This is a genomic window from Clostridium sp. NkU-1 (genome assembly GCA_001312405.1).
The window spans coordinates 88480-106628 of record BBDR01000012.1 but is presented as its reverse complement, the minus strand read 5'-3'; the positions used below and the strand labels follow the sequence as shown (position 1 = coordinate 106628).

Genomic DNA, 18149 nt, shown 5'->3' with positions numbered 1-18149 from the left:
GAAAGTAAGAATAAATTTTGGAAGGGCGCCTAGTAGGAGCGCTTCTGACCACATTGGCAGGTCTTGTTATTGTGGGTATGTCTTTGGGGATTTTTCTGATCGGCAGGGCGGCAATTGATGGAAAAGATCAGGCAGCCGAATCTGCCCAGGCGGAGAACCAGGAAGGCAATCTGGATTTAAACCGGATCGTAGCCAAAATCCAGACCATTCAGAGCGTGATCGATAAGTATTACCTCTTTGATGAGGATACGAAAAATGTGGAAGACTGGATATACAAGGGAATGCTGTATGGACTTGAGGATCCTTATACGGTTTACTATACGGCAGACGAATATGAGAAGCTGGTAGAGGACACGGCTGGAGAATACTGCGGAATCGGAGTCATGGTCAGCCAGAGCGCGGCTACCGGTATCCTCACAGTGACCAAGGTCTTCGAAGGAACGCCCGGTGCTGAGGCAGGAATGCTGCCCGGCGACTTAATCTACAAGGTAGGCGATCAGGAAGTGACCGGCATGGATTTAGAGCTGGTGGTAAAGGATCATATCAAAGGGGCGGAAGGAACGTCTGTAACGGTTACAGTCCTTCGTCCGGATACGGGAGCCTACATTGATATGACAATGGAGCGCCGTCAGATCACGGTTCCTACGGTAGAGCATGAAATGCTGGCAGACAATATCGGATATATATCAGTGAGCCAGTTTGATACGGTAACAGCAGGTCAGTTTAAGAACGCCATCGATGATCTGGAAAAACAGGGTATGGAGAAGATGATCGTGGATTTGAGAAATAATCCTGGAGGGGTTGTGGATGCAGTGGTTTCCATGCTGGACTACATTCTTCCGGACGATCTGGTAATCGAAGGAGATCCTAATCTGGTAAGGACCAAGAAGAATAAGACGCTTCTGGTTTATATGGCGGATAAGTATGGAGAAGGAGAGCAGTATTACGCCTCTGACGGCCATAAGGTAGACGTACCCATAGCTGTATTAGTTAATGGTCAGTCCGCCAGTGCCTCCGAAGTATTTTCAGGAGCTCTCAAGGCCTATGACAAGGCGAAGCTGGTGGGAACAAAGACCTTTGGAAAGGGAATTGTCCAGACACTGTTTCCTCTTGACCATGGTACGGCTATTAAGATGACTGTGGCCCATTACTATACTCCAAGCGGCTTTGACCTTCATGGAAAGGGCCTGGAGCCGGATGTTGCAGTTGATTTAAAAGAGGATTTAAAGACTAAGATCAAGATTGAGCATAGCGAAGATAACCAGCTTGTGGAAGCGATAAAAGCATTGAATGAGAACCGTTAGATTTTAACTGGATCGTAAAAGAAAGAAGCCTTCTATGGCCGGCAGATTTAACTGCTGGCTATAGAGGGCTTTTATACATTTGGATCGATATGTTGTAATTACTTATCAATCCTGCAAGGGACCAGTGTTTCAGCAGCCTTCCTTTGGTGCCGGTAAAACCTCTGGTATTGTGCTGGTCAAGTGCAGGAATTGCAGTCAGGATAGATTATAATTAATTTTTAGGAATTGCATTTACAATTTCTTCTACTTTTTGTAAATTTCCCATGATAGTTTTCAGTTCGAATTCTTTATTGCTATTATCAAATGTATAAGATATTATTCCATCTTGACTATTATCATAAAAAGTAATAGTAATGTAATTAAATTCTGTAGTATTACTAGTGGGAGAGTCAATAGCAACCCATGTGGATAAAGAATTTTTTATATCGCTTAAAATTTCTGGAACATTACTTGCTGTATAATTTGATGGTACATGAACAGTAAGATGTTTTTTTATCATCTAAGGAACAGGAAGCAGAATCTCCAAAAGATGTCTGAGCCCAGGCATTTACTTTACTGAGAGTAAAATTATCACTTGTAGTTTTTAAATTATTATCCTTATCTTCCAAATACTTTTTATTTAATTCTTCGTATTCTTTTTCTAGAGTGGAATAATCCGATTCAATTTTTTTCTTTTTCGCTAATTAGTTTGTCATAATCTTTTTGTGACACGCCATTGCTACAGGCTGTTAGGGATAACATAGCAGCGACACTGACGCATAGTAAAACTTCTTTTTCATTCTCATTTCCTCTTTTTCTTTTATATTTGTGTAAGGACACATTTACATTTTATAATATTTTGCTGTATAATGCAATGCTGGCAAATGCACGCTCGCTTGAAGCGCAACTAGAAAGAAGAAATAAGTACCCCATAATGTTACTTAGAGGGTCTCCTTAAAGTTTTTTAATCAGCAAGTTTCCAGAAGACTGATAAACCGGCGGCACGCTTCTTCACTGGTAGCCCAGGAGGTAACCAGCCGGATGGAAGTATGACTGTCATCGACCCGCTCCTGGATGGAGAAAAGGAATTCCTTTTCCAGTTTTGCAATCACCTGGTCAGGAAATATCGGGAAAAGCTGGTTTGTGGTGGAATCCGAGTAAAAGGAATATCCGCATGTTTCAATTCCTTTTCTCAGAATGGCAGCCATATCATTCGAGTGAGAAGCCAAATCATAGAAGAGGTTATTGGAAAACAGCTCTTCAAACTGGATACCCAGCAGCCAGCCCTTTGCCAGCATGGCTCCCCTCTGCTTTACCATAAACCGGAAATCCGGTTTTAAATCCTGATGGCAGATTACAAGGGCTTCTCCGAACAAAGCGCCTCCTTTTGTTCCCCCGATATAAAATACATCTGTAAGCCTTGCAATATCCTGCAATGTTAAATCATTCACAGAGCTTGTAAGTGCGGATCCAATGCGGGCTCCGTCTAAAAACAGGTAAAGTCCCTTTTGACGGCAGATATGGTGAAGGGCTTCCAGCTCTGCTTTGCTGTATTGGGTGCCGATCTCCGTTGAGTTGGAAATATAGACCATCTTTGGCTGCACCATGTGCTCATCGGTATGAAGGTCCAGGGCTTTCTGGATATGGGCAGGAGTCAGCTTTCCGTCTTCGCTTGGCATGGCTAAGACCTTGTGCCCGGTGGCTTCGATGGCTCCTGTCTCATGGACGTTTATATGGCCCTTATCCGTTGCGATGACCGCCTGCCAGGGACGCAGGGCAGTGGCGATGGTGATCAGATTGGTCTGGGTGCCGCCGACGATAAAATGGACATCAACATCCTCTCTGCCGATTTCCTGTCTGATGAGAGCCCGGGCCCTGCTGCAATGGTCATCCAGCCCGTATCCGCTATTTTGGATTAAATTGGCATTGATCATTGCTTCCAAAATCTTTGGATGGGCACCTTCGCTATAGTCATTATTAAAGCTGTACATAAATTGTCCTCCTGCTGTTTCGTAGTATAGGATGTATGATATACTAAAAGGAGAAGAATTTCAATACAAAAGAACAGATGTTCCTTGTTTGGCTATACTTTCTTTCAGCCATATGCTATAATTGGCAGTGACAGACATTGTTATTTTTGCATAGGCAGCCGCCAGGCGGATATGCGTTGCCATCTGGCGGCCGCCTATGCAAAAAGGATTTGGAGGTGAAATAATCATGGACTTTATATTACATTCAGAATATGCCCCTACCGGTGACCAGCCAGAGGCCATTGACCAGCTTGTGAAAGGATTCAAAGAGGGCAATCAATTCCAGACTTTACTGGGAGTTACCGGCTCTGGAAAGACCTTTACCATGGCAAATGTAATCCAGAAGCTGCAAAGGCCTACTCTCATCATCGCTCATAATAAGACGCTTGCAGCCCAGCTTTACGGCGAGTTCAAGGAATTTTTTTCCCGAAAATGCGGTGGAGTATTTTGTTTCCTATTATGATTATTACCAGCCGGAGGCTTATGTGCCTTCTACGGATACCTATATTGAGAAGGATTCGGCGATTAATGATGAGATTGATAAGCTCAGGCATTCGGCTACGGCTGCTCTTTCGGAGCGGAGCGATGTGATCATCGTGGCATCGGTTTCCTGTATTTATGGCCTGGGAAGCCCCATTGATTATAAGGAAATGGTTATTTCCTTAAGACCTGGCATGATAAAGGACCGGGATGAGGTGGTCCATAAGCTGATTGATATCCAGTATGACCGGAATGATATGGATTTCAGGCGGGGGACCTTCCGGGTAAGAGGAGATGTGGTAGAGATATTCCCGGCTTATTCCGGCAGCGAGGCTTACCGGATCGAGTTTTTCGGAGATGAAGTGGAACGTATTACGGAGATAGATACCCTGACGGGGGAGATCCGGGCGGATCTGGGACATGTGGCAATCTTTCCGGCTTCCCATTATGTTGTGTCCAGGGAGAAGATGGAGCGTGCAGCACAGACCATTCTGGAGGAATTAAAGGAACAGGTGGCCTATTTTAAGAGCGAGGACAAGCTGTTAGAGGCGCAGAGGATTTCGGAACGGACGAATTTTGATGTGGAGATGATGAAGGAAACCGGCTTTTGTTCTGGAATTGAAAACTATTCCAGGCATTTGGTCGGAAGCAAGCCGGGAGAGCCTCCCTGTACCCTGATCGATTATTTCCGCGATGATTTTCTTATCATGGTGGATGAATCCCACATTACCCTGCCTCAGGTACGGGGCATGTTTGCAGGAGACCGTTCCAGAAAGACAACACTTGTGAATTTTGGCTTCCGCCTTCCATCAGCCCTTGATAACAGGCCCTTGAATTTTGAGGAATTTGAATCCAAGATCAATCAGATGATGTTCGTTTCTGCTACGCCCTCTGTTTATGAGGCAGAGCATGAGCTTTTAAGGGTGGAGCAGATCATCCGGCCTACAGGGCTTCTTGATCCTGAAATCGATGTCAGACCAGTAGAAGGACAGATCGATGATCTGGTTTCCGAGGTAAATAAGGAAGTGGAAAAGAAAAACAAGATTCTGATCACCACCCTGACAAAACGTATGGCCGAGGATCTGACCGATTATATGAGAGAGGTGGGAATCCGGGTAAAATACCTCCACTCCGACATCGATACCCTGGAGCGTTCCGAAATTATCCGGGACATGCGTCTGGATGTATTTGATGTACTGGTGGGAATCAACCTGCTGCGGGAGGGCCTTGATATTCCGGAGATCACTCTGGTGGCTATTCTGGATGCAGATAAGGAAGGCTTTCTCCGCTCGGAGACATCTCTGATCCAGACCATTGGAAGGGCGGCCAGAAACTCTGAGGGCCATGTAATCATGTATGCGGATCGGGTGACTGATTCCATGCGCGTGGCGATTGAGGAGACAAACCGAAGGAGAGCCATTCAGCAGCGCTATAACGAAGAACACGGGATCACTCCTACTACCATCAAGAAGTCGGTCCGTGACCTCATTGCCATCTCAAAGGCAGCCATTGAAGAGGAGAAGGATTTTAAGAAGGATCCGGAATCCATGGATGCAAAGGAACTGGAAAAGCTTGCCAAAGAGCTTACAAAGAAGATGCACCAGGCAGCGGCAGAGCTTAATTTTGAAGAGGCGGCAAGGCTGCGTGACCGGATGGTTCAGGTGAAAAAGATGCTTCAGGATATGGATGATTAAGGGACTAAAAATTGTTGCCCGGAACGGGTGAATGGTATTGACAGTGATTCTCAATAAGAGTAAAATCTCAATGGACGCATCTAAGGCAGGAGCCTTGGAACGCCATTGGCATAAAATGGCTGCATCCAGAGGAGATTATTATGAAGCTACATGAAGGAGAAATCGGAAAAACCTACATCGTTTACAGCGTGATGGTAAAAGATACCATCACCAGGCGGTTAGAAGCCCTTGGAGTTAATGAACTGACGCCAGTTACCCTGATGAATAAGAAGGGAAGCGGCACTGTGATTATCAAGGTCAGGGGCACCCGCCTCGCTCTTGGGAGAAGGATATCGGAAGGAATTGAAATCAGGGAGGCTGTGGAACATGAGTGAGGAAAAAGGAACGATTCGTGTCGGGTTTGTGGGAAACCCAAACTGCGGAAAAACAACCTTATTCAATGCTTTTACAGGAGCAAAGCTTAAGGTGGCCAACTGGCCTGGCGTTACCGTGGAGAGAGTGGAAGGAGAAACCAGCTACAAGGGACGTCCCATCCGGGTAATCGACACGCCTGGGATTTACAGCCTGACCTGTTATACCCTGGAAGAAAAAGTAACCAGGAAATGCTTGGAAAGCGGAGAAGTGGATGTGATCATCAATGTGGTGGACGCTTCATCCCTGGAACGGAATCTGTATTTAACCCTTCAGCTTCTGGAACTAAAAAAACCGGTCATTTTAGCCCTTAACATGATGGACATTGTTGAGGACAGGGGAATGGAAATTGACTTGCACCGCCTTCCTGAGATGCTTGGCTCCATTCCTGTGGTTCCTGTTTCTGCAAGAAAACGGACCGGACTTGATGTGCTGCTTCATGCGGTAGTTCATCATTATGAAGAAGGCCCTCAAGGTGTGGTCGTAAATTATACACCTAAAATCGAGAATAAAATTTCCAAGATAGAGATCGTGTTAAAGGCCCATTACGGAAGCATGGACAATCTAAGGTGCATGCCATCAAGTTCCTGGAATATGATGAGGAGGTATGGGAGGATCACCCCCTTGATTTAAGCAATATTATAGACCATAATTATGAGAAGGAAATCATCAACCAAAAATACGATTATATAGAAAGCATCATCCATGAATGCCTGGTGAATAAAGAACAAAAGGCAGCATTTACAGATAAGATCGATGAATATCTGACCCATCCAATTTTGGGACTGCCGTTTTTCCTGGGTATCATGGCACTGGTGTTCTTTTTGACTTTTACTGTGGGTGATTTTTTAAAGGGGTATTTTGAAGTTGCCTTAAGCCTGCTTTCTGTCTATATGAATCAGTTTATGGAAAGCATCCATGCCTCTGCCTGGATCACGTCCCTGGTGGTAGACGGAATTATAGCCGGAGTAGGAGGGATTCTCACATTCCTGCCCAATATCTTTATTTTGTTCCTTGCGCTGGCTTTTTTGGAAGACAGCGGATATATGGCAAGGGTTGCCTATGTTATGAATGAGATCATGGGACGGGTAGGGCTTTCCGGAAAGGCTTTCCTTCCCATGCTTCTGGGGTTTGGCTGTACGGTTCCGGCAGTTATGGCTGCCAGGTCCCTTCCCAGTGAAAAGGACAGGAAAAGAACTATTTTAATTACGCCTTTTATGTCCTGCTCAGCCAGACTCCCTATTTACGTACTGTTTTCCCAGATGTTCTTTCCGGAACATGCTTTGATCGTAGCTTATTCCCTGTACCTTATCGGATTAATGGTGGCTATTACCATTGCTTATGTGACTCACTTAAGGCATAAGGCAGAGGAAGAGGATACTCTTCTTATTGAGCTTCCCGAATATAAGACTCCAAACGGGAGGACGGTAACGATTTATGTATGGGACAAAGTAAAGGATTATCTGGGTAAGGCAGGAACACTATTTTCCTTGCCACCATTGTGCTTTGGTTTGTTTTAAACACCGGGCCGTCGGGATTTGTGGCAGATGTGTCAAAAAGCTTTGCAGCTGCCATTGGGCGTGTTTTAGTTCCTGTACTCAGCCCGCCGGCCTTGGAGACTGGAGAATCGCAGTGGCTCTTATTTCCGGGCTTTCTGCAAAGGAAGTGGTGGTTTCCAGTTTTTCCGTCCTGTTTGGAATCAACAATATAAATTCTGCAGCAGGAATGGGAGAACTGTCTTCGATTCTTGGGGGGGTTGGTTTTGGCGGAGTGAATGCTTATGCCTTATGATTTTCTGTCTCCTGTATTCCCCCTGTATTGCGGCGGTGGCAACCATTAAAAAGGAAACGGGTTCGATGAAATGGACCTTGGCATGGTGTTTTTCCAGCTGGCAGTGGCCTGGGCCGCTTCTGTACTGGTATTTCAGATTGGAAGTTTAATTTTTTTAAACTTAATATTTAGAGGAATAAGCCTATGAATGATAAGCTGCTTGTGGAAACTGCGGTTCTGGCTGGTGAGATTATGCTGGTGAGCGGAGCGGAAATTTACCGGGTGGAGAATACCATTGACCACATTTTACGAAAGGCGGGCAGAGATTCTGCGGAAGCCATTGTTTTTTTCCACAGGGATCTTTGCGTCCCTTAACGATCCTGCCATTGAGGCGATAACCGTAGCCAGAAGGGTTACTATAAGATCCACCAACTTAAACAGGGTCTATCTGGTCAATGATGTTTCCAGAATGCTCTGTGAGGACCGCATAACCGTGGAGGAAGCTTATGGCAGGCTGAAGGAGATTCAGAATTCGGTTCAGTACGGCAGGAGACTAAAGGATGTTGGAGTCATGGGTGTGGCAGTGTTTTTTACTCTGCTTTTGGGCGGAGGAGCAAGGGACTGCCTGGCAGCGGCTGTGACCGGTTTTTCCTTAGCAGCAGCCATGGAGGTTTCTGTAAGGATCAGGCTCAATGACTTCTGCGCCAATGGAGTCTGCGCGTTCTTAATTGCAATTACCACCCTGTTTATGGAACAATGGCTTATGCCTGGAATCAAAAGTGACATTATCATCATCGGTGCAATCATGCCTCTGGTTCCTGGTGTTATATTCACAACGGCGATTAGGGATACCTTAAATGGAGACTATGCATCGGGAACAGCCAGGATCATGGAGGCGGTAGTGATCGCTCTGGCAGTGGCAGCAGGCGTGGGAGCGGGCATGGGCTTATTTCAGTGGCTGACAGGAGGGCTTTCATGGTAGTACAGACGATTGGGGCTTTCCTGGCTGTTATCAGCTTTTCTCTGATTTTGGAGCTTCCAAAGAAGCATGTAGTTTTAGCGGGAGGAATCGGCGCGGCCAGTTGGCTTGTCTATCTTTTGGTGCATGCCGCAGCCGGGTCTGTCATTGCCGCGGCTTTTTTATCCAGTCTGCTGGTGGCTTTATCCAGCCATATCTTTGCGCGGATTTTTAAAGCTCCGGTCACGGTGTTTCTGGTGGCAGGCATCCTGCCGTCGGTTCCAGGAGCGTCCATTTACCGGAGCGTGTCATATGTGATTGCAAATAACCCGGAGCTTTCCAGCCATTATCTGGTGGAAACACTTCAGATTTCAGGTGCCATAGCAATGGCTATTTTTATCATGGATTCTTTGTTCCGATTGGGGCAGAAGAAGTGAATGCAATGGTCAGCTTATCGCTGCTTCTGGAATAGAAATAGATGTGATTGGACAGACGGTCTTCTTCCGGTACTTCTTCCTGGTTAATGGAGAAAACGGTTTCTGCTAATTCGTCAAAAGAGATAGTTTCACTATATGGAATGATAAGGACTTCGTGAATGCTGGAGGGCAGTATGATCAAATCGCTGCCGCTGCATGATGCGAAGTCTTTTAATATGCCTTCATAAAGCAGGCAGCCGGCCCCGCTTATTCCAGAGGAATTGGACAGCACATACATGGGAGGAGACAGGGGGGAAGCATTAAAGAACTCTTCTATGGCATCTTCATTTATTTCGTGCTCGGATGACCTTGTTATAATATCTTTTATGGCTTCGGGAAGAGAGCGGATGCGGGAAGGAAAAAGGCGGGGAGTATTTAATCTGGCTGCCAGGTGTATGTCTTCTGCAGACCGGTTCCAGGCTTTTAGATGACGGTTGTGGATGAGGGCGGTAATGAGACTGTCTTCGTCTTTTTGAAAGGAAATGTAGAATATAATGGAAAGATCCAGCTCCGGATAGGTAATATGTGGGATTTCTTTTAGTAGTTCCCGGTTGGCCGGCTCATTGATAAGGCGGAAGATGACTTTTTCCATGATCTGTTCCTGTGACAGGAATTCTTCAATGGGAAGGTTATCCGGCAGAGGACTGTTTTGGTAAAGAGCCATGATGTCATCCAGGATGGCATGAAAAGGTCTGCCCTTTTGATATGACTCATAGAAATGGTTTAAATAGATGGTGGGGGCTGCCCGTTCGTCCGCTTTCCTGATGCAAAGCCCATGAAGGATAAGCGTTGTTCTTGGTGATGGGTTGGAGCAATAAGGTGAATTCCGGCCCCAGCCTTTCTTTCATAGATTGTTTTACAGTTTCCAGAAATGTTTCGTATAGCATATGTATACCTCCTTAGTTTTGTTTATGTAAACTGCTTGTTGCAGAATTACAGTAGTAATAGAAGTGCAGGTAAAAGACAATATTATTTTTTCCTCTGAATAGGGGAAACAGGGTTATTTTGAGTAACTGAAAAGCAAGTCTTGTGCTGAAACTGGAAATTATTACCATTCCCTATGCTATTAAAATTATATTATAGTTTAGCACAAGGAGGATTGCACTATGACACAACATGAAACTTCTATATGTGAGAATTTGCTATACGAGGCTATCAGACTAGCAGAACAGTCAAGAAAAGAATTTGAAATTGTAAGGCAGTATTTTAAAATTGATGATATGTACAGATGTGAAAGGAATCAGAGAAAATCAGACAGGCATTGGGGATGCGCAGAAGGTATTTTTAAGGCATTAAAAGAGCTGGGATTTGAGCATAGAGACATGAAGAGACTTCAGGAGCTGATAAATTGGTAATTGAACAACTGTGGCGATTCCGCTTTCAAATAAATACAGTAAGAGATAGAAAAATGGTTGGAAACGTAAAATCAACGATTAGACATAGGCAATGATCAATCTGACCCATTATTGCCCCATTAACATATTTGGCATCTGAATAAGTCCATATGCTTGTAGAAATAGGAGTATGTGGGCTTATTTTAATGCCTTAAACTGTAAACGTAAACAGTTTTCCCATACCTTAGCTTCAAATGTCAATACGACGATTCCAGCGCGTTCTAGAGGCATTGTAAAGGTGTATCTTGAAACAAGGGTTTCATTTGATGTAAAAAAACGGAAAAGGAAGGAACAAAGAATTATGGCAAAGAGAGTAAGTGATATGAATGAATTGGCTGCTGCTTTAAAACCTACTATGTTAGGTATGGTTGACGTGATGACAGAAAGAGTCGATCAGACATTGAATTATTTTCTGCAAGGGTATTACAATGATTATAATCCAAAATACTACCGAAGGCAATATGATTTTTTTGCGTTCATCAGTTAAGGTCGAGCCAAGCAATGGATCAATAATGAGTTTATGTAAATGTTGGATATGTACATGACTGTTGATTCATGTGCTATAGGCTGCATGGAGGCAGTGACAACGGAGATATAGATTTTCAACATTCGGACAATGAATGGACAGAGTTATTTGACAGACTGGAAATTGATCCAGAAGATTTTATTAATTAATGTAATATTAAGAGAGTACCAGACAGAGAGGAATCTTTAGGAGGTGCTTTTCCTTTTGTCCTGTTGCCGTAATAAAAGTATTGATGGTGCCATAACTTAAGAGAGTTTATTATAGGCTATTTAGAGTGAATAAGTGACGATTTTGAATTGCCAGATGATTCGAAAAGCCTTGTAAATGCTATGAAGCCACGAACTCATTGCCGAACTAATATTTGCATAAATCGATAATTATATATACAATTAAAATATAATATAATATTGAAAAAAATGCTTAGGTTATAAGGATTTGTTGGGTTTTAGGAAGAATACTTAATAGTGAATAAAAATGTATAATATTGAAAAAAATATATTATTGAGTTCGAATGTTATTATAAAACAAAGAATGAATATGAATATAATAATTATGTATATATATGCAAATGCTTATAATCCTATATAGCGAGTTGAGCATGGTAACAATAGATTTAAGACAACGAATAATTCGGAGTCTACAACACAAGAACAACTCGCCTCACAAATAGGTATATCTGTTGATACTCTTCACATTATAATATAATTTCTGAAGAAAGAACAGTCGGGTGTGTTTTTAAACTACATATAAAATCGTCATCCCTCTTAGCTTTTCTTCGATTTGCTGTCTTAAAAACTGTTCCCCGCCGCTTCTTAAATCATCACGGTAGCAGTATTTTCCCCTTCCCCGCCCGGTCATGAGTTCTTTGTCATAAAGGCGTTCTGCCTGAGGAAATGCCTCTGTGTTGATTGCGTTTTGAACATAGCTGTAGGTCATGAAAATGATTTCAATGGGTGCCTGTTCCCTTACCTTTTTGGAAAGCCGGTCTGAGAGCGTATCAATCAGTTGAGAATACAGATCTTTCCAGTCTTCGGTCATAATGATGGGAGCAATCAAAAGTCCTACCCGGTATCCGGCGTCACACATACTGTTTAAGGCGGTAATTCTGGCATCTAAGCCGGAGGTACCCGGTTCAAACCGGGTGATGATGGGCTGGGGGTTGACACTCATCCGCATGATGACACGTCCGCCGTGGCTGATGCCAAGAAGGGGGTCCACCTTATTGAATTTCGTTGGGAAGGTGAGAAATCCATAGTTGCTCTTACTGAAATTTTCAATTGTCCAGGCCAGATTTCCGGTTATAGTATTTTCAAGAACAAGATCACTGTTGCTTCCTATCTCATAGGTATAATTTTTTTCAGAGCGGGCCCCGTGGTCCATGATTTTTTTCAGCATCTGCTCCCGGTTTACAAACAAACGCAAATAAGCGCATTTGTTGTAGTTGCATACCAGATAGCAGTAGTGGCACATGGCGGTGCAGCCGGACGAGGTATAAGGTACAAGAAAATCCGATACTTTATGATTGGGAACGTAGTTGTGGGTTTTGCGGACTCCTATGATGAGATGGTGCTTCATGGCCGGAAAATCACTGTTTGGGCGGGTTCGCAGCTCGTCTATTTTATTGTGGCTCTTAATAGGAATCCATGGAATCGTGCTGTATTTTTCCTTTAGACACTTACCCAACTCATATTCAAGGGATTCTGGTTCGTAATAAATCTTATCTGGAAACATGGGATACCTCCAATTAAGAGTAGTATGTGTTAAAAATAAAGAGATAAACACTTAAAACGGCAAAATTTTTAATAAATTTGAGGGGGTATAAACATGGTGGCACAAGATGCCAAGACGGCGCCTTGAATATGACACTTGACGAAATCGCAAAAGAATTAAATACTTCCAAACGAATTACCTGCTGCCATAATGAATATGCACGTTATTATTTGACCCGTAATGGGCTTGTAATGGTATTAGAGCAGACTTGTTTTGGTACGAAATTAAAATGGATTTATGGACGCTTAAATGTGTTGAATGGAGTGCGATTTTGTTATCTGTAGCTTAAATGGTAAGGTACTGATACACCCAAGAAACTAATATCAGAAACTTCAATCAAATAATTTCAGTCCCCAATAATAGAATAAAAGAGCACCGGATAGTCCGATGCTCAATAGTATTAGCAATTATTTTTTCTGAGTAATTATTAAAATTAGGGAAGTTACATTAAATGATAAAGTAAACAGACACACTGTAGTATTGTAGTTAACTAAAAATGGTGCCGACATCATAAGTCTTGTTGCTATATAACTAAGAGGTACTGAAAATAATGATATAAGTATAGGCAGTAAGTATTTTTTTAATATCCATTAGCACCACCAGAAGCATAATATTCTATATACTTTGTAACATCGTAATTATGATATAAGCCATCATCTTTTAGAATCGATACAATGAAGGAGGTATTTACAGCAACAGTACGTTTGCTGTCTAAATAACTATACTCCCAATATACATCATCAACACCAGTAGAGTCATTATGTGGCTTAACTAAAAAAATCATGCACATCTGTAAAATGTTTTACTCCTCCACTAGAAGATGTATCATAACGAAGGATTAACCCAATCTTATGGTTACTATCGAACCTGTATGTATAGTTTGTAGATCCATAAGACCTTGGTGCAATTAAAGGATTTTCTAAAAATGATTCATTATTTGGAGACACAGCTCTAGATTTAGCTGCCTCCCACATTTTATTGGCACGTGCATTACCTTCCTCAATCTCCTGTACTAGCGCTTCAAACTCATCTTGGGAATCTACTTCTAATACTATTCCTTCTGGCTCAGCAGTGATTGAACGTTCTCCATAGTATGATACTTCTTTGGCGAAAACTACATTCATAAGTGATAAAGATAATATTACAGATAAAAAAATCGTGCTAATTTTATGTATTTTTTTGTGCATTGTTCTCCTCCTTTTTTTAAATTGTTGCTAATACTAATGCTATTATATCATATTTACTTAAATTAACAGAAAAATAATATCGCATTATTGTACGAGAAACGACAAAGTCTTACAATTTATCTGTATTATGATTTTCACTTTATGTTATTACATCAGGTTCACCATACCCAGTTGTCACGGTCACCTTGGTAGATTCATATAGGAAGAAAAGGGTATTAAAAGTTTTACTGCCTATGATATTTCAGATTTGTACGAAAGCGAAATAGGGGTCTTATATTATAAGGAAATGAAACATTTTGCTACGCGAAATATACTTTTGAATATCCAAAATGTGGAAATACCGTCATGCTTCCATTTATGCTATAATCTTACAAACAATTGTTAGTTCAGGCTATTATTAAATATATTTATACAATGTTGAAGGAGTGGTTTGATTGACTCAAGAAGAAATCTTAAAGTATGCCGTTGAAAGTGGCATGCTTGATTTAAATGAAATTTCAGAAAAGGCTAATATTGGGTTAATACAAAAAGTCAAAGAAACCCACAGATTTAATATTGTAAAATTATGTGATGGTCGTTATGGCACTTGGGTGCAGGACGAATCTGCAAAGAATGGCAGAAGAAATATAAAAGCTGCGACACGTAGCTGGAACCCAATGGGGAACAAAGCGCTACATGAATATGGAGCATCTGAAAGAATTGGATCTCCAGAATCAGTCTGATATCATAGCCGGCTGACCACTGGCTACCTAACGGCTGAAATACATTTTGCGAAAAAAATCTTGACACTAGCTACAACAAAGCTGATTTACAGGGAATTTTTGGCTTTGGTAGGGACAAAATGAAAAAGAGCTAAAGCGTAAAATTAAGGAATATAATGAGGACAGGACAAAATATACTGTAAAAGTGGAATCCACATCTTTCCGAGATTATGCCGAATTTTGGATGAAAACAGTTGCTATATATCTAAGAGGAATATTTTGCGGACTTTTAAGAGCGTTCTTGGTGTGGTAGGAGCGGAGGATTATACAATTCATGTGCTCAGACATACGTTTGCTTCCATACTGTTAAAAGCAGGAACAGAGATAAGCGTTGTCAGCAAACTCTTAGGACACGCTGATATTAATACTACATACAGCACATATATCCACGTTTTGAATGATCAAATGACAGATGTAATGTCCGGTATCTCCAAGATTTAATGGTGATTTTTTTGACCCATAATCTGACCCATTATCTTTCAGCAAAAACCAGTAGAAACCAGTAAAATCCGGGAAATGGGAAGATTCGCGAAAAGCTGATAAATACGAGAAAGTCCTTATAAAATAAGGCCTTTAGAGGAATAAAAATTGACAAATAAAAAAATGCATCTGATAGGAATCGAACCTACGCACGCGGCTCCGGAGGCCACTGCTCTATCCACTGAGCTACAGATGCATCTTTTATATTCTACTATAGATTCTTTTAAAGCGCAATAGTATTTGTTGATTTTTGTCTGTTTTTTTTGTTAGAATAAAAAGGAGATTGATTCTCCAGGAGGTCAAGCCCATATGAAGGACTTATTTGAAAAATGGAAAAAGTGTTCCAAGGAAGATGGCAGACGGCTGCTAAAGTTTCTGTTTTTTTCCCTTGGCAGCGATTATACTGATTTTTGCCGTTGTTGTTTTGGATAAGCCCCAGCAGACAGGTAATAATCCGGCTCATGTATCTACGGTGGATTCATCTGCTGGTGAGGATGAAAGTACGGCATCATCAGCAAAGAAAGAGATCACGCTGCAGGAAGAGGCCATACCGGCGATTCATGATCTGATGGAAGCTTATTTTAAAGCCAGGAAAACCTGCGATATAGAGGCTCTTTCAAAGGTATATGGTAATACCTATTCGGAAGAGGAACTGAGAGAACAGGGAACCAGAATGGAAGAAGAAGTGAAATTCTACCAGAGTTTTGAGAACCTGGTATGCTATACGGCGACCGGATTGGAAGAGGACGAATACGTGGTATATGCCAGATTTGATATCAAATTCCGTCAGGCGGAAACCTTAGCTCCCAGCATGGTTGTATGCTATGTAAAAACAGCAGCAGATGGAAGCTATTATCTGGTTTCAGATACCAGCGCAGAGCAGTCTGAGTTCATGGAAGGGGCAAACAAGTCTGATGCCGTGCAAAAGCAGGCAAAAGAGGTAAACGACAGTCTTGAGAAGGCCTTAAAGTCTGACGAAAATCTTCTGGCTGTCTATCACATTCTGATGGATGAGAAGGAAGAGACGGAAGAAACAACCGATTCAGGCAGCCAAACAAACAATACGTAAAACAGATGCTTCTCTGCGTGGCACCCTGCAGAGGAGCATTTTTGGCAAAGGAGAATACAGATTTATGAATGTTAGGGACTTTTATTTTGATCTGCCCCAGGAGCTGATTGCACAGGATCCCCTTGAGGACCGTTCTGCTTCCAGGCTTCTGGTATTAGATAAACACACAGGAGAGATTCAGCACAGACATTTTAGGGACATCCTTTCCTACTTACGGAAAGGGGATTGTCTGGTCATCAATGATACCAAGGTCATTCCAGCAAGATTGTTTGGAGTGAAAGAGGGGACCGAAGCGAAGATAGAAATTCTCTTATTAAAGAGAAGAGAAAACGACATTTGGGAAACCCTTGTAAAGCCTGGGAAAAAGGCAAAAATAGGAACGGTGATCTCCTTTGGGGAGGGCCTGTTAAAGGGAACCGTAATCGATGTGGTGGAAGAAGGAAACCGTCTTATCCAGTTCTCCTATGAAGGGATTTTTGAAGAGATACTGGACCGTTTGGGACAGATGCCTCTGCCTCCTTACATTACCCACCAGCTAAAGGACAAGAACCGTTATCAGACGGTTTATGCAAAGCATGAGGGATCAGCGGCTGCACCTACAGCGGGTCTGCATTTTACAAAAGAGCTGCTAAAGGAAATTGAAGATATGGGAGTAGACATCGCTCATGTGACTCTCCACGTAGGGCTTGGAACCTTTCGTCCGGTAAAGGTGGATGAGATCGAAGCCCATCATATGCACTCTGAGTTCTATATTATAGAAGAGGAAGAAGCGAAAAAGGTCAATAACGCGAAGAAAAATGGCGGCCGCATCGTCTGTGTGGGAACGACCAGCTGCCGTACAGTGGAATCTGCTTCCACAGAAGAGGGGATTTTAAAGGCAGGAAGCGGGTGGACGGAAATCTTTATTTATCCCGGATACCGTTTTAAGCTCCTGGATTGCCTGATCACGAATTTTCACTTGCCGGAATCTACGCTGGTGATGCTGGTATCCGCTCTTGCAGGGCGGGATCATGTGCTTCATGCCTATGAGGAAGCCATTAAAGAGGAGTACCGTTTCTTTAGTTTTGGTGATGCCATGCTTCTTACGGACCTTCATGATGCCGGGAAGTCTTAAGAACTGGAATGTAAAAGCTTTGAATGTTAAGAGAAATGAAGAATCCTTTTGTTAAAAAAAGGTGGGGGTACACGCTTATGGAAGAGAAAAAAAACATGGTGGGAGGAATATCCAGGAAGACTTTGGAGCGCCTTCCCATGTATCATCATTATCTGGAACGGAAATACCGGGAAGGAACAGAGACAATATCGGCGCCGGTCATTGCCCTGGATCTTCAGCTTAATGAGGTTCAGGTGCGCAAGGATCTGGCAATGGTGGCAAAAACAGCCGGAAAGCCCAAATTGGGGTATATGGTGAAGGATTTAATCAGAGACATGGAGGAATTTTTAGGGTTTCATAATACGAATCAGGCGGCTCTGGTAGGAGTCGGATCCCTGGGCAAAGCCTTCTGTCTTATAAAGGGTTTGAGCAGTATGGAGTGGAGATTGTCCTGGCATTTGATTCTGATGGAAGAAGGGTGAATACAAAAACAGGAGGAAAGCCGGTTCTTCCCATGGAAAAGCTGGAAAACCTCTGCCAGAGAATGAACATACACATCGGCATCATCACGGTTCCTGCGGAATGTGCCCAGGAGGTATGCAACCGCCTGGTAGACGGAGGTGTAAAGGCCATATGGAATTTCGCTCCCACCCACTTGACCGTGCCCGACCATGTGCTGGTACAGAATGAGAACATGGCTGTGTCGCTGGCAGCTTTGTCCAAATATCTATATGAGGCGGACAAGGAAGGCAGTCAGTAGACAAAGG

At 42.8% G+C, this 18149-nt stretch carries 21 protein-coding genes, 1 tRNA gene and 2 pseudogenes; 17 read left to right on the top strand and 7 right to left on the bottom strand.

Annotated elements, in window-relative coordinates; all coding sequences use genetic code 11:
- Positions 1–17: 17 nt before the first annotated feature.
- A complete protein-coding gene (locus JCM10519_RS17320) occupies positions 18–1304 on the top strand; it encodes a S41 family peptidase (RefSeq protein WP_347844599.1) in 1287 nt (428 codons plus the stop codon).
- Between the two features lie 211 nt (positions 1305–1515).
- On the opposite strand, the gene JCM10519_RS17315 is transcribed toward JCM10519_RS17320, so the two are convergent.
- Positions 1516–1803, bottom strand: coding sequence for a hypothetical protein (locus JCM10519_RS17315; protein WP_054740708.1), 288 nt, complete (start codon positions 1801–1803; stop codon positions 1516–1518).
- A gap of 448 nt (positions 1804–2251) precedes the next feature.
- Positions 2252–3274, bottom strand: coding sequence for an aminotransferase class I/II-fold pyridoxal phosphate-dependent enzyme (locus JCM10519_RS17310; RefSeq protein ID WP_054740706.1), 1023 nt, complete (start codon positions 3272–3274; stop codon positions 2252–2254).
- 226 nt (positions 3275–3500) lie between these two features.
- Here JCM10519_RS17310 and uvrB point away from each other — a divergent pair.
- From uvrB to JCM10519_RS17285, 6 genes and pseudogenes are all read left to right on the top strand, one after another.
- Positions 3501–5487, top strand: a pseudogene (gene uvrB, locus JCM10519_RS17305) (excinuclease ABC subunit UvrB).
- Between the two features lie 140 nt (positions 5488–5627).
- Complete coding sequence (locus tag JCM10519_RS17300; protein WP_054740704.1) at positions 5628–5861, top strand: FeoA domain-containing protein; 234 nt, start codon at positions 5628–5630, stop codon at positions 5859–5861.
- A pseudogene (gene feoB / locus JCM10519_RS17295) lies at positions 5854–7876 on the top strand (ferrous iron transport protein B). The gene JCM10519_RS17300 and the pseudogene feoB overlap by 8 nt, the downstream one beginning before the upstream one ends.
- Positions 7873–8043: a threonine/serine exporter family protein gene (locus JCM10519_RS31285; protein ID WP_347844598.1), complete on the top strand. Its 171-nt coding sequence runs from the start codon at positions 7873–7875 to the stop codon at positions 8041–8043. Before feoB ends, JCM10519_RS31285 begins: the two are co-directional and overlap by 4 nt.
- Entirely contained in the window at positions 8009–8650 is a 642-nt protein-coding gene (locus tag JCM10519_RS17290; RefSeq protein ID WP_347844597.1) for a threonine/serine exporter family protein, read from the top strand. The genes JCM10519_RS31285 and JCM10519_RS17290 overlap by 35 nt, the downstream gene beginning before the upstream one ends.
- On the top strand, positions 8644–9063 hold the full coding sequence (locus JCM10519_RS17285; protein ID WP_054740702.1) for a threonine/serine exporter family protein: 420 nt from the start codon (positions 8644–8646) through the stop codon (positions 9061–9063). Before JCM10519_RS17290 ends, JCM10519_RS17285 begins: the two co-directional genes overlap by 7 nt.
- Here the strand turns inward: JCM10519_RS17285 and JCM10519_RS17280 are convergent.
- The gene (locus JCM10519_RS17280; RefSeq protein WP_347844616.1) at positions 9026–9835 is read right to left on the bottom strand and encodes a DUF5688 family protein; all 810 of its coding nucleotides are present in this window, start codon (positions 9833–9835) and stop codon (positions 9026–9028) included. The genes JCM10519_RS17285 and JCM10519_RS17280 overlap by 38 nt on opposite strands.
- A complete protein-coding gene (locus JCM10519_RS31280) occupies positions 9813–9989 on the bottom strand; it encodes a hypothetical protein (protein ID WP_347844596.1) in 177 nt (58 codons plus the stop codon). The genes JCM10519_RS17280 and JCM10519_RS31280 overlap by 23 nt, the downstream gene beginning before the upstream one ends.
- A gap of 219 nt (positions 9990–10208) precedes the next feature.
- Between JCM10519_RS31280 and JCM10519_RS17275 the strand changes: the two genes are divergently transcribed.
- Together JCM10519_RS17275 and JCM10519_RS17270 are read left to right on the top strand one after the other, a co-directional pair.
- A complete protein-coding gene (locus JCM10519_RS17275) occupies positions 10209–10457 on the top strand; it encodes a hypothetical protein (RefSeq protein ID WP_054740698.1) in 249 nt (82 codons plus the stop codon).
- 169 nt (positions 10458–10626) lie between these two features.
- A complete protein-coding gene (locus JCM10519_RS17270; RefSeq protein ID WP_054740696.1) occupies positions 10627–10983 on the top strand; it encodes a hypothetical protein in 357 nt (118 codons plus the stop codon).
- 774 nt (positions 10984–11757) lie between these two features.
- Here JCM10519_RS17270 and JCM10519_RS17265 read toward each other — a convergent pair.
- Entirely contained in the window at positions 11758–12753 is a 996-nt protein-coding gene (locus JCM10519_RS17265; RefSeq protein ID WP_054740694.1) for a spore photoproduct lyase family protein, read from the bottom strand.
- A 128-nt stretch (positions 12754–12881) separates the two neighbouring features.
- On the opposite strand from JCM10519_RS17265, the gene JCM10519_RS31275 reads away from it, so the two are divergent.
- Positions 12882–13076 (top strand): hypothetical protein, encoded by a 195-nt coding sequence (locus JCM10519_RS31275; protein ID WP_347844595.1) that lies wholly within the window; start codon positions 12882–12884, stop codon positions 13074–13076.
- Between the two features lie 483 nt (positions 13077–13559).
- Here JCM10519_RS31275 and JCM10519_RS17255 read toward each other — a convergent pair whose 3' ends face one another.
- Positions 13560–13979 carry a hypothetical protein gene (locus tag JCM10519_RS17255; protein ID WP_054740690.1) on the bottom strand — a complete coding sequence of 140 codons (420 nt, stop codon included), beginning with the start codon at positions 13977–13979 and terminating at the stop codon, positions 13560–13562.
- Positions 13980–14413: 434 nt separating this feature from the next.
- Here JCM10519_RS17255 and JCM10519_RS17250 point away from each other — a divergent pair, with 434 nt between their 5' ends.
- Together JCM10519_RS17250 and JCM10519_RS17245 are read left to right on the top strand one after the other, a co-directional pair.
- On the top strand, positions 14414–14701 hold the full coding sequence (locus tag JCM10519_RS17250) for a hypothetical protein (protein WP_054740689.1): 288 nt from the start codon (positions 14414–14416) through the stop codon (positions 14699–14701).
- A 219-nt stretch (positions 14702–14920) separates the two neighbouring features.
- Positions 14921–15181: a tyrosine-type recombinase/integrase gene (locus tag JCM10519_RS17245; RefSeq protein ID WP_347844594.1), complete on the top strand. Its 261-nt coding sequence runs from the start codon at positions 14921–14923 to the stop codon at positions 15179–15181.
- A gap of 163 nt (positions 15182–15344) precedes the next feature.
- On the opposite strand, the gene JCM10519_RS17240 is transcribed toward JCM10519_RS17245, so the two are convergent.
- Positions 15345–15416 (bottom strand) — tRNA-Arg (locus JCM10519_RS17240).
- A 113-nt stretch (positions 15417–15529) separates the two neighbouring features.
- On the opposite strand from JCM10519_RS17240, the gene JCM10519_RS31270 reads away from it, so the two are divergent.
- The 5 genes from JCM10519_RS31270 (at position 15530) to JCM10519_RS31260 (ending at position 18142) form a co-directional block, all read left to right on the top strand.
- Complete coding sequence (locus tag JCM10519_RS31270; RefSeq protein WP_347844593.1) at positions 15530–15652, top strand: hypothetical protein; 123 nt, start codon at positions 15530–15532, stop codon at positions 15650–15652.
- Entirely contained in the window at positions 15645–16289 is a 645-nt protein-coding gene (locus JCM10519_RS17235) for a hypothetical protein (protein ID WP_054740685.1), read from the top strand. Before JCM10519_RS31270 ends, JCM10519_RS17235 begins: the two co-directional genes overlap by 8 nt.
- A 64-nt stretch (positions 16290–16353) precedes the next feature.
- Positions 16354–17403: a tRNA preQ1(34) S-adenosylmethionine ribosyltransferase-isomerase QueA gene (queA, locus tag JCM10519_RS17230; RefSeq protein ID WP_054740684.1), complete on the top strand. Its 1050-nt coding sequence runs from the start codon at positions 16354–16356 to the stop codon at positions 17401–17403.
- A 77-nt stretch (positions 17404–17480) separates the two neighbouring features.
- The gene (locus JCM10519_RS31265; protein ID WP_347844592.1) at positions 17481–17864 is read left to right on the top strand and encodes a winged-helix domain-containing protein; all 384 of its coding nucleotides are present in this window, start codon (positions 17481–17483) and stop codon (positions 17862–17864) included.
- Positions 17822–18142 carry a redox-sensing transcriptional repressor Rex gene (locus JCM10519_RS31260; protein ID WP_347844591.1) on the top strand — a complete coding sequence of 107 codons (321 nt, stop codon included), beginning with the start codon at positions 17822–17824 and terminating at the stop codon, positions 18140–18142. The genes JCM10519_RS31265 and JCM10519_RS31260 overlap by 43 nt, the downstream gene beginning before the upstream one ends.
- Positions 18143–18149 lie beyond the last annotated feature (7 nt).

Bases quoted from the DNA above. Each gene is read 5' to 3' on its own strand.
- JCM10519_RS17300 (WP_054740704.1), top strand. From the start codon at position 5,628: ATGAAGCTACATGAAGGAGAAATCGGAAAAACCTACATCGTTTACAGC.
- JCM10519_RS17315 (WP_054740708.1), bottom strand. From the start codon at position 1,803: ATGATAAAAAAACATCTTACTGTTCATGTACCATCAAATTATACAGCA.
- JCM10519_RS31265 (WP_347844592.1), top strand. From the start codon at position 17,481: ATGGAAGAGAAAAAAAACATGGTGGGAGGAATATCCAGGAAGACTTTG.
- JCM10519_RS17265 (WP_054740694.1), bottom strand. From the start codon at position 12,753: ATGTTTCCAGATAAGATTTATTACGAACCAGAATCCCTTGAATATGAG.
- queA (WP_054740684.1), top strand. From the start codon at position 16,354: ATGAATGTTAGGGACTTTTATTTTGATCTGCCCCAGGAGCTGATTGCA.
- JCM10519_RS31280 (WP_347844596.1), bottom strand. From the start codon at position 9,989: ATGCTATACGAAACATTTCTGGAAACTGTAAAACAATCTATGAAAGAA.
- JCM10519_RS17285 (WP_054740702.1), top strand. From the start codon at position 8,644: ATGGTAGTACAGACGATTGGGGCTTTCCTGGCTGTTATCAGCTTTTCT.
- JCM10519_RS17255 (WP_054740690.1), bottom strand. From the start codon at position 13,979: ATGCACAAAAAAATACATAAAATTAGCACGATTTTTTTATCTGTAATA.
- JCM10519_RS17275 (WP_054740698.1), top strand. From the start codon at position 10,209: ATGACACAACATGAAACTTCTATATGTGAGAATTTGCTATACGAGGCT.
- JCM10519_RS31285 (WP_347844598.1), top strand. From the start codon at position 7,873: ATGAATGATAAGCTGCTTGTGGAAACTGCGGTTCTGGCTGGTGAGATT.
- JCM10519_RS31275 (WP_347844595.1), top strand. From the start codon at position 12,882: ATGACACTTGACGAAATCGCAAAAGAATTAAATACTTCCAAACGAATT.
- JCM10519_RS17310 (WP_054740706.1), bottom strand. From the start codon at position 3,274: ATGTACAGCTTTAATAATGACTATAGCGAAGGTGCCCATCCAAAGATT.
- JCM10519_RS31270 (WP_347844593.1), top strand. From the start codon at position 15,530: ATGAAGGACTTATTTGAAAAATGGAAAAAGTGTTCCAAGGAAGATGGC.
- JCM10519_RS17270 (WP_054740696.1), top strand. From the start codon at position 10,627: ATGTGGGCTTATTTTAATGCCTTAAACTGTAAACGTAAACAGTTTTCC.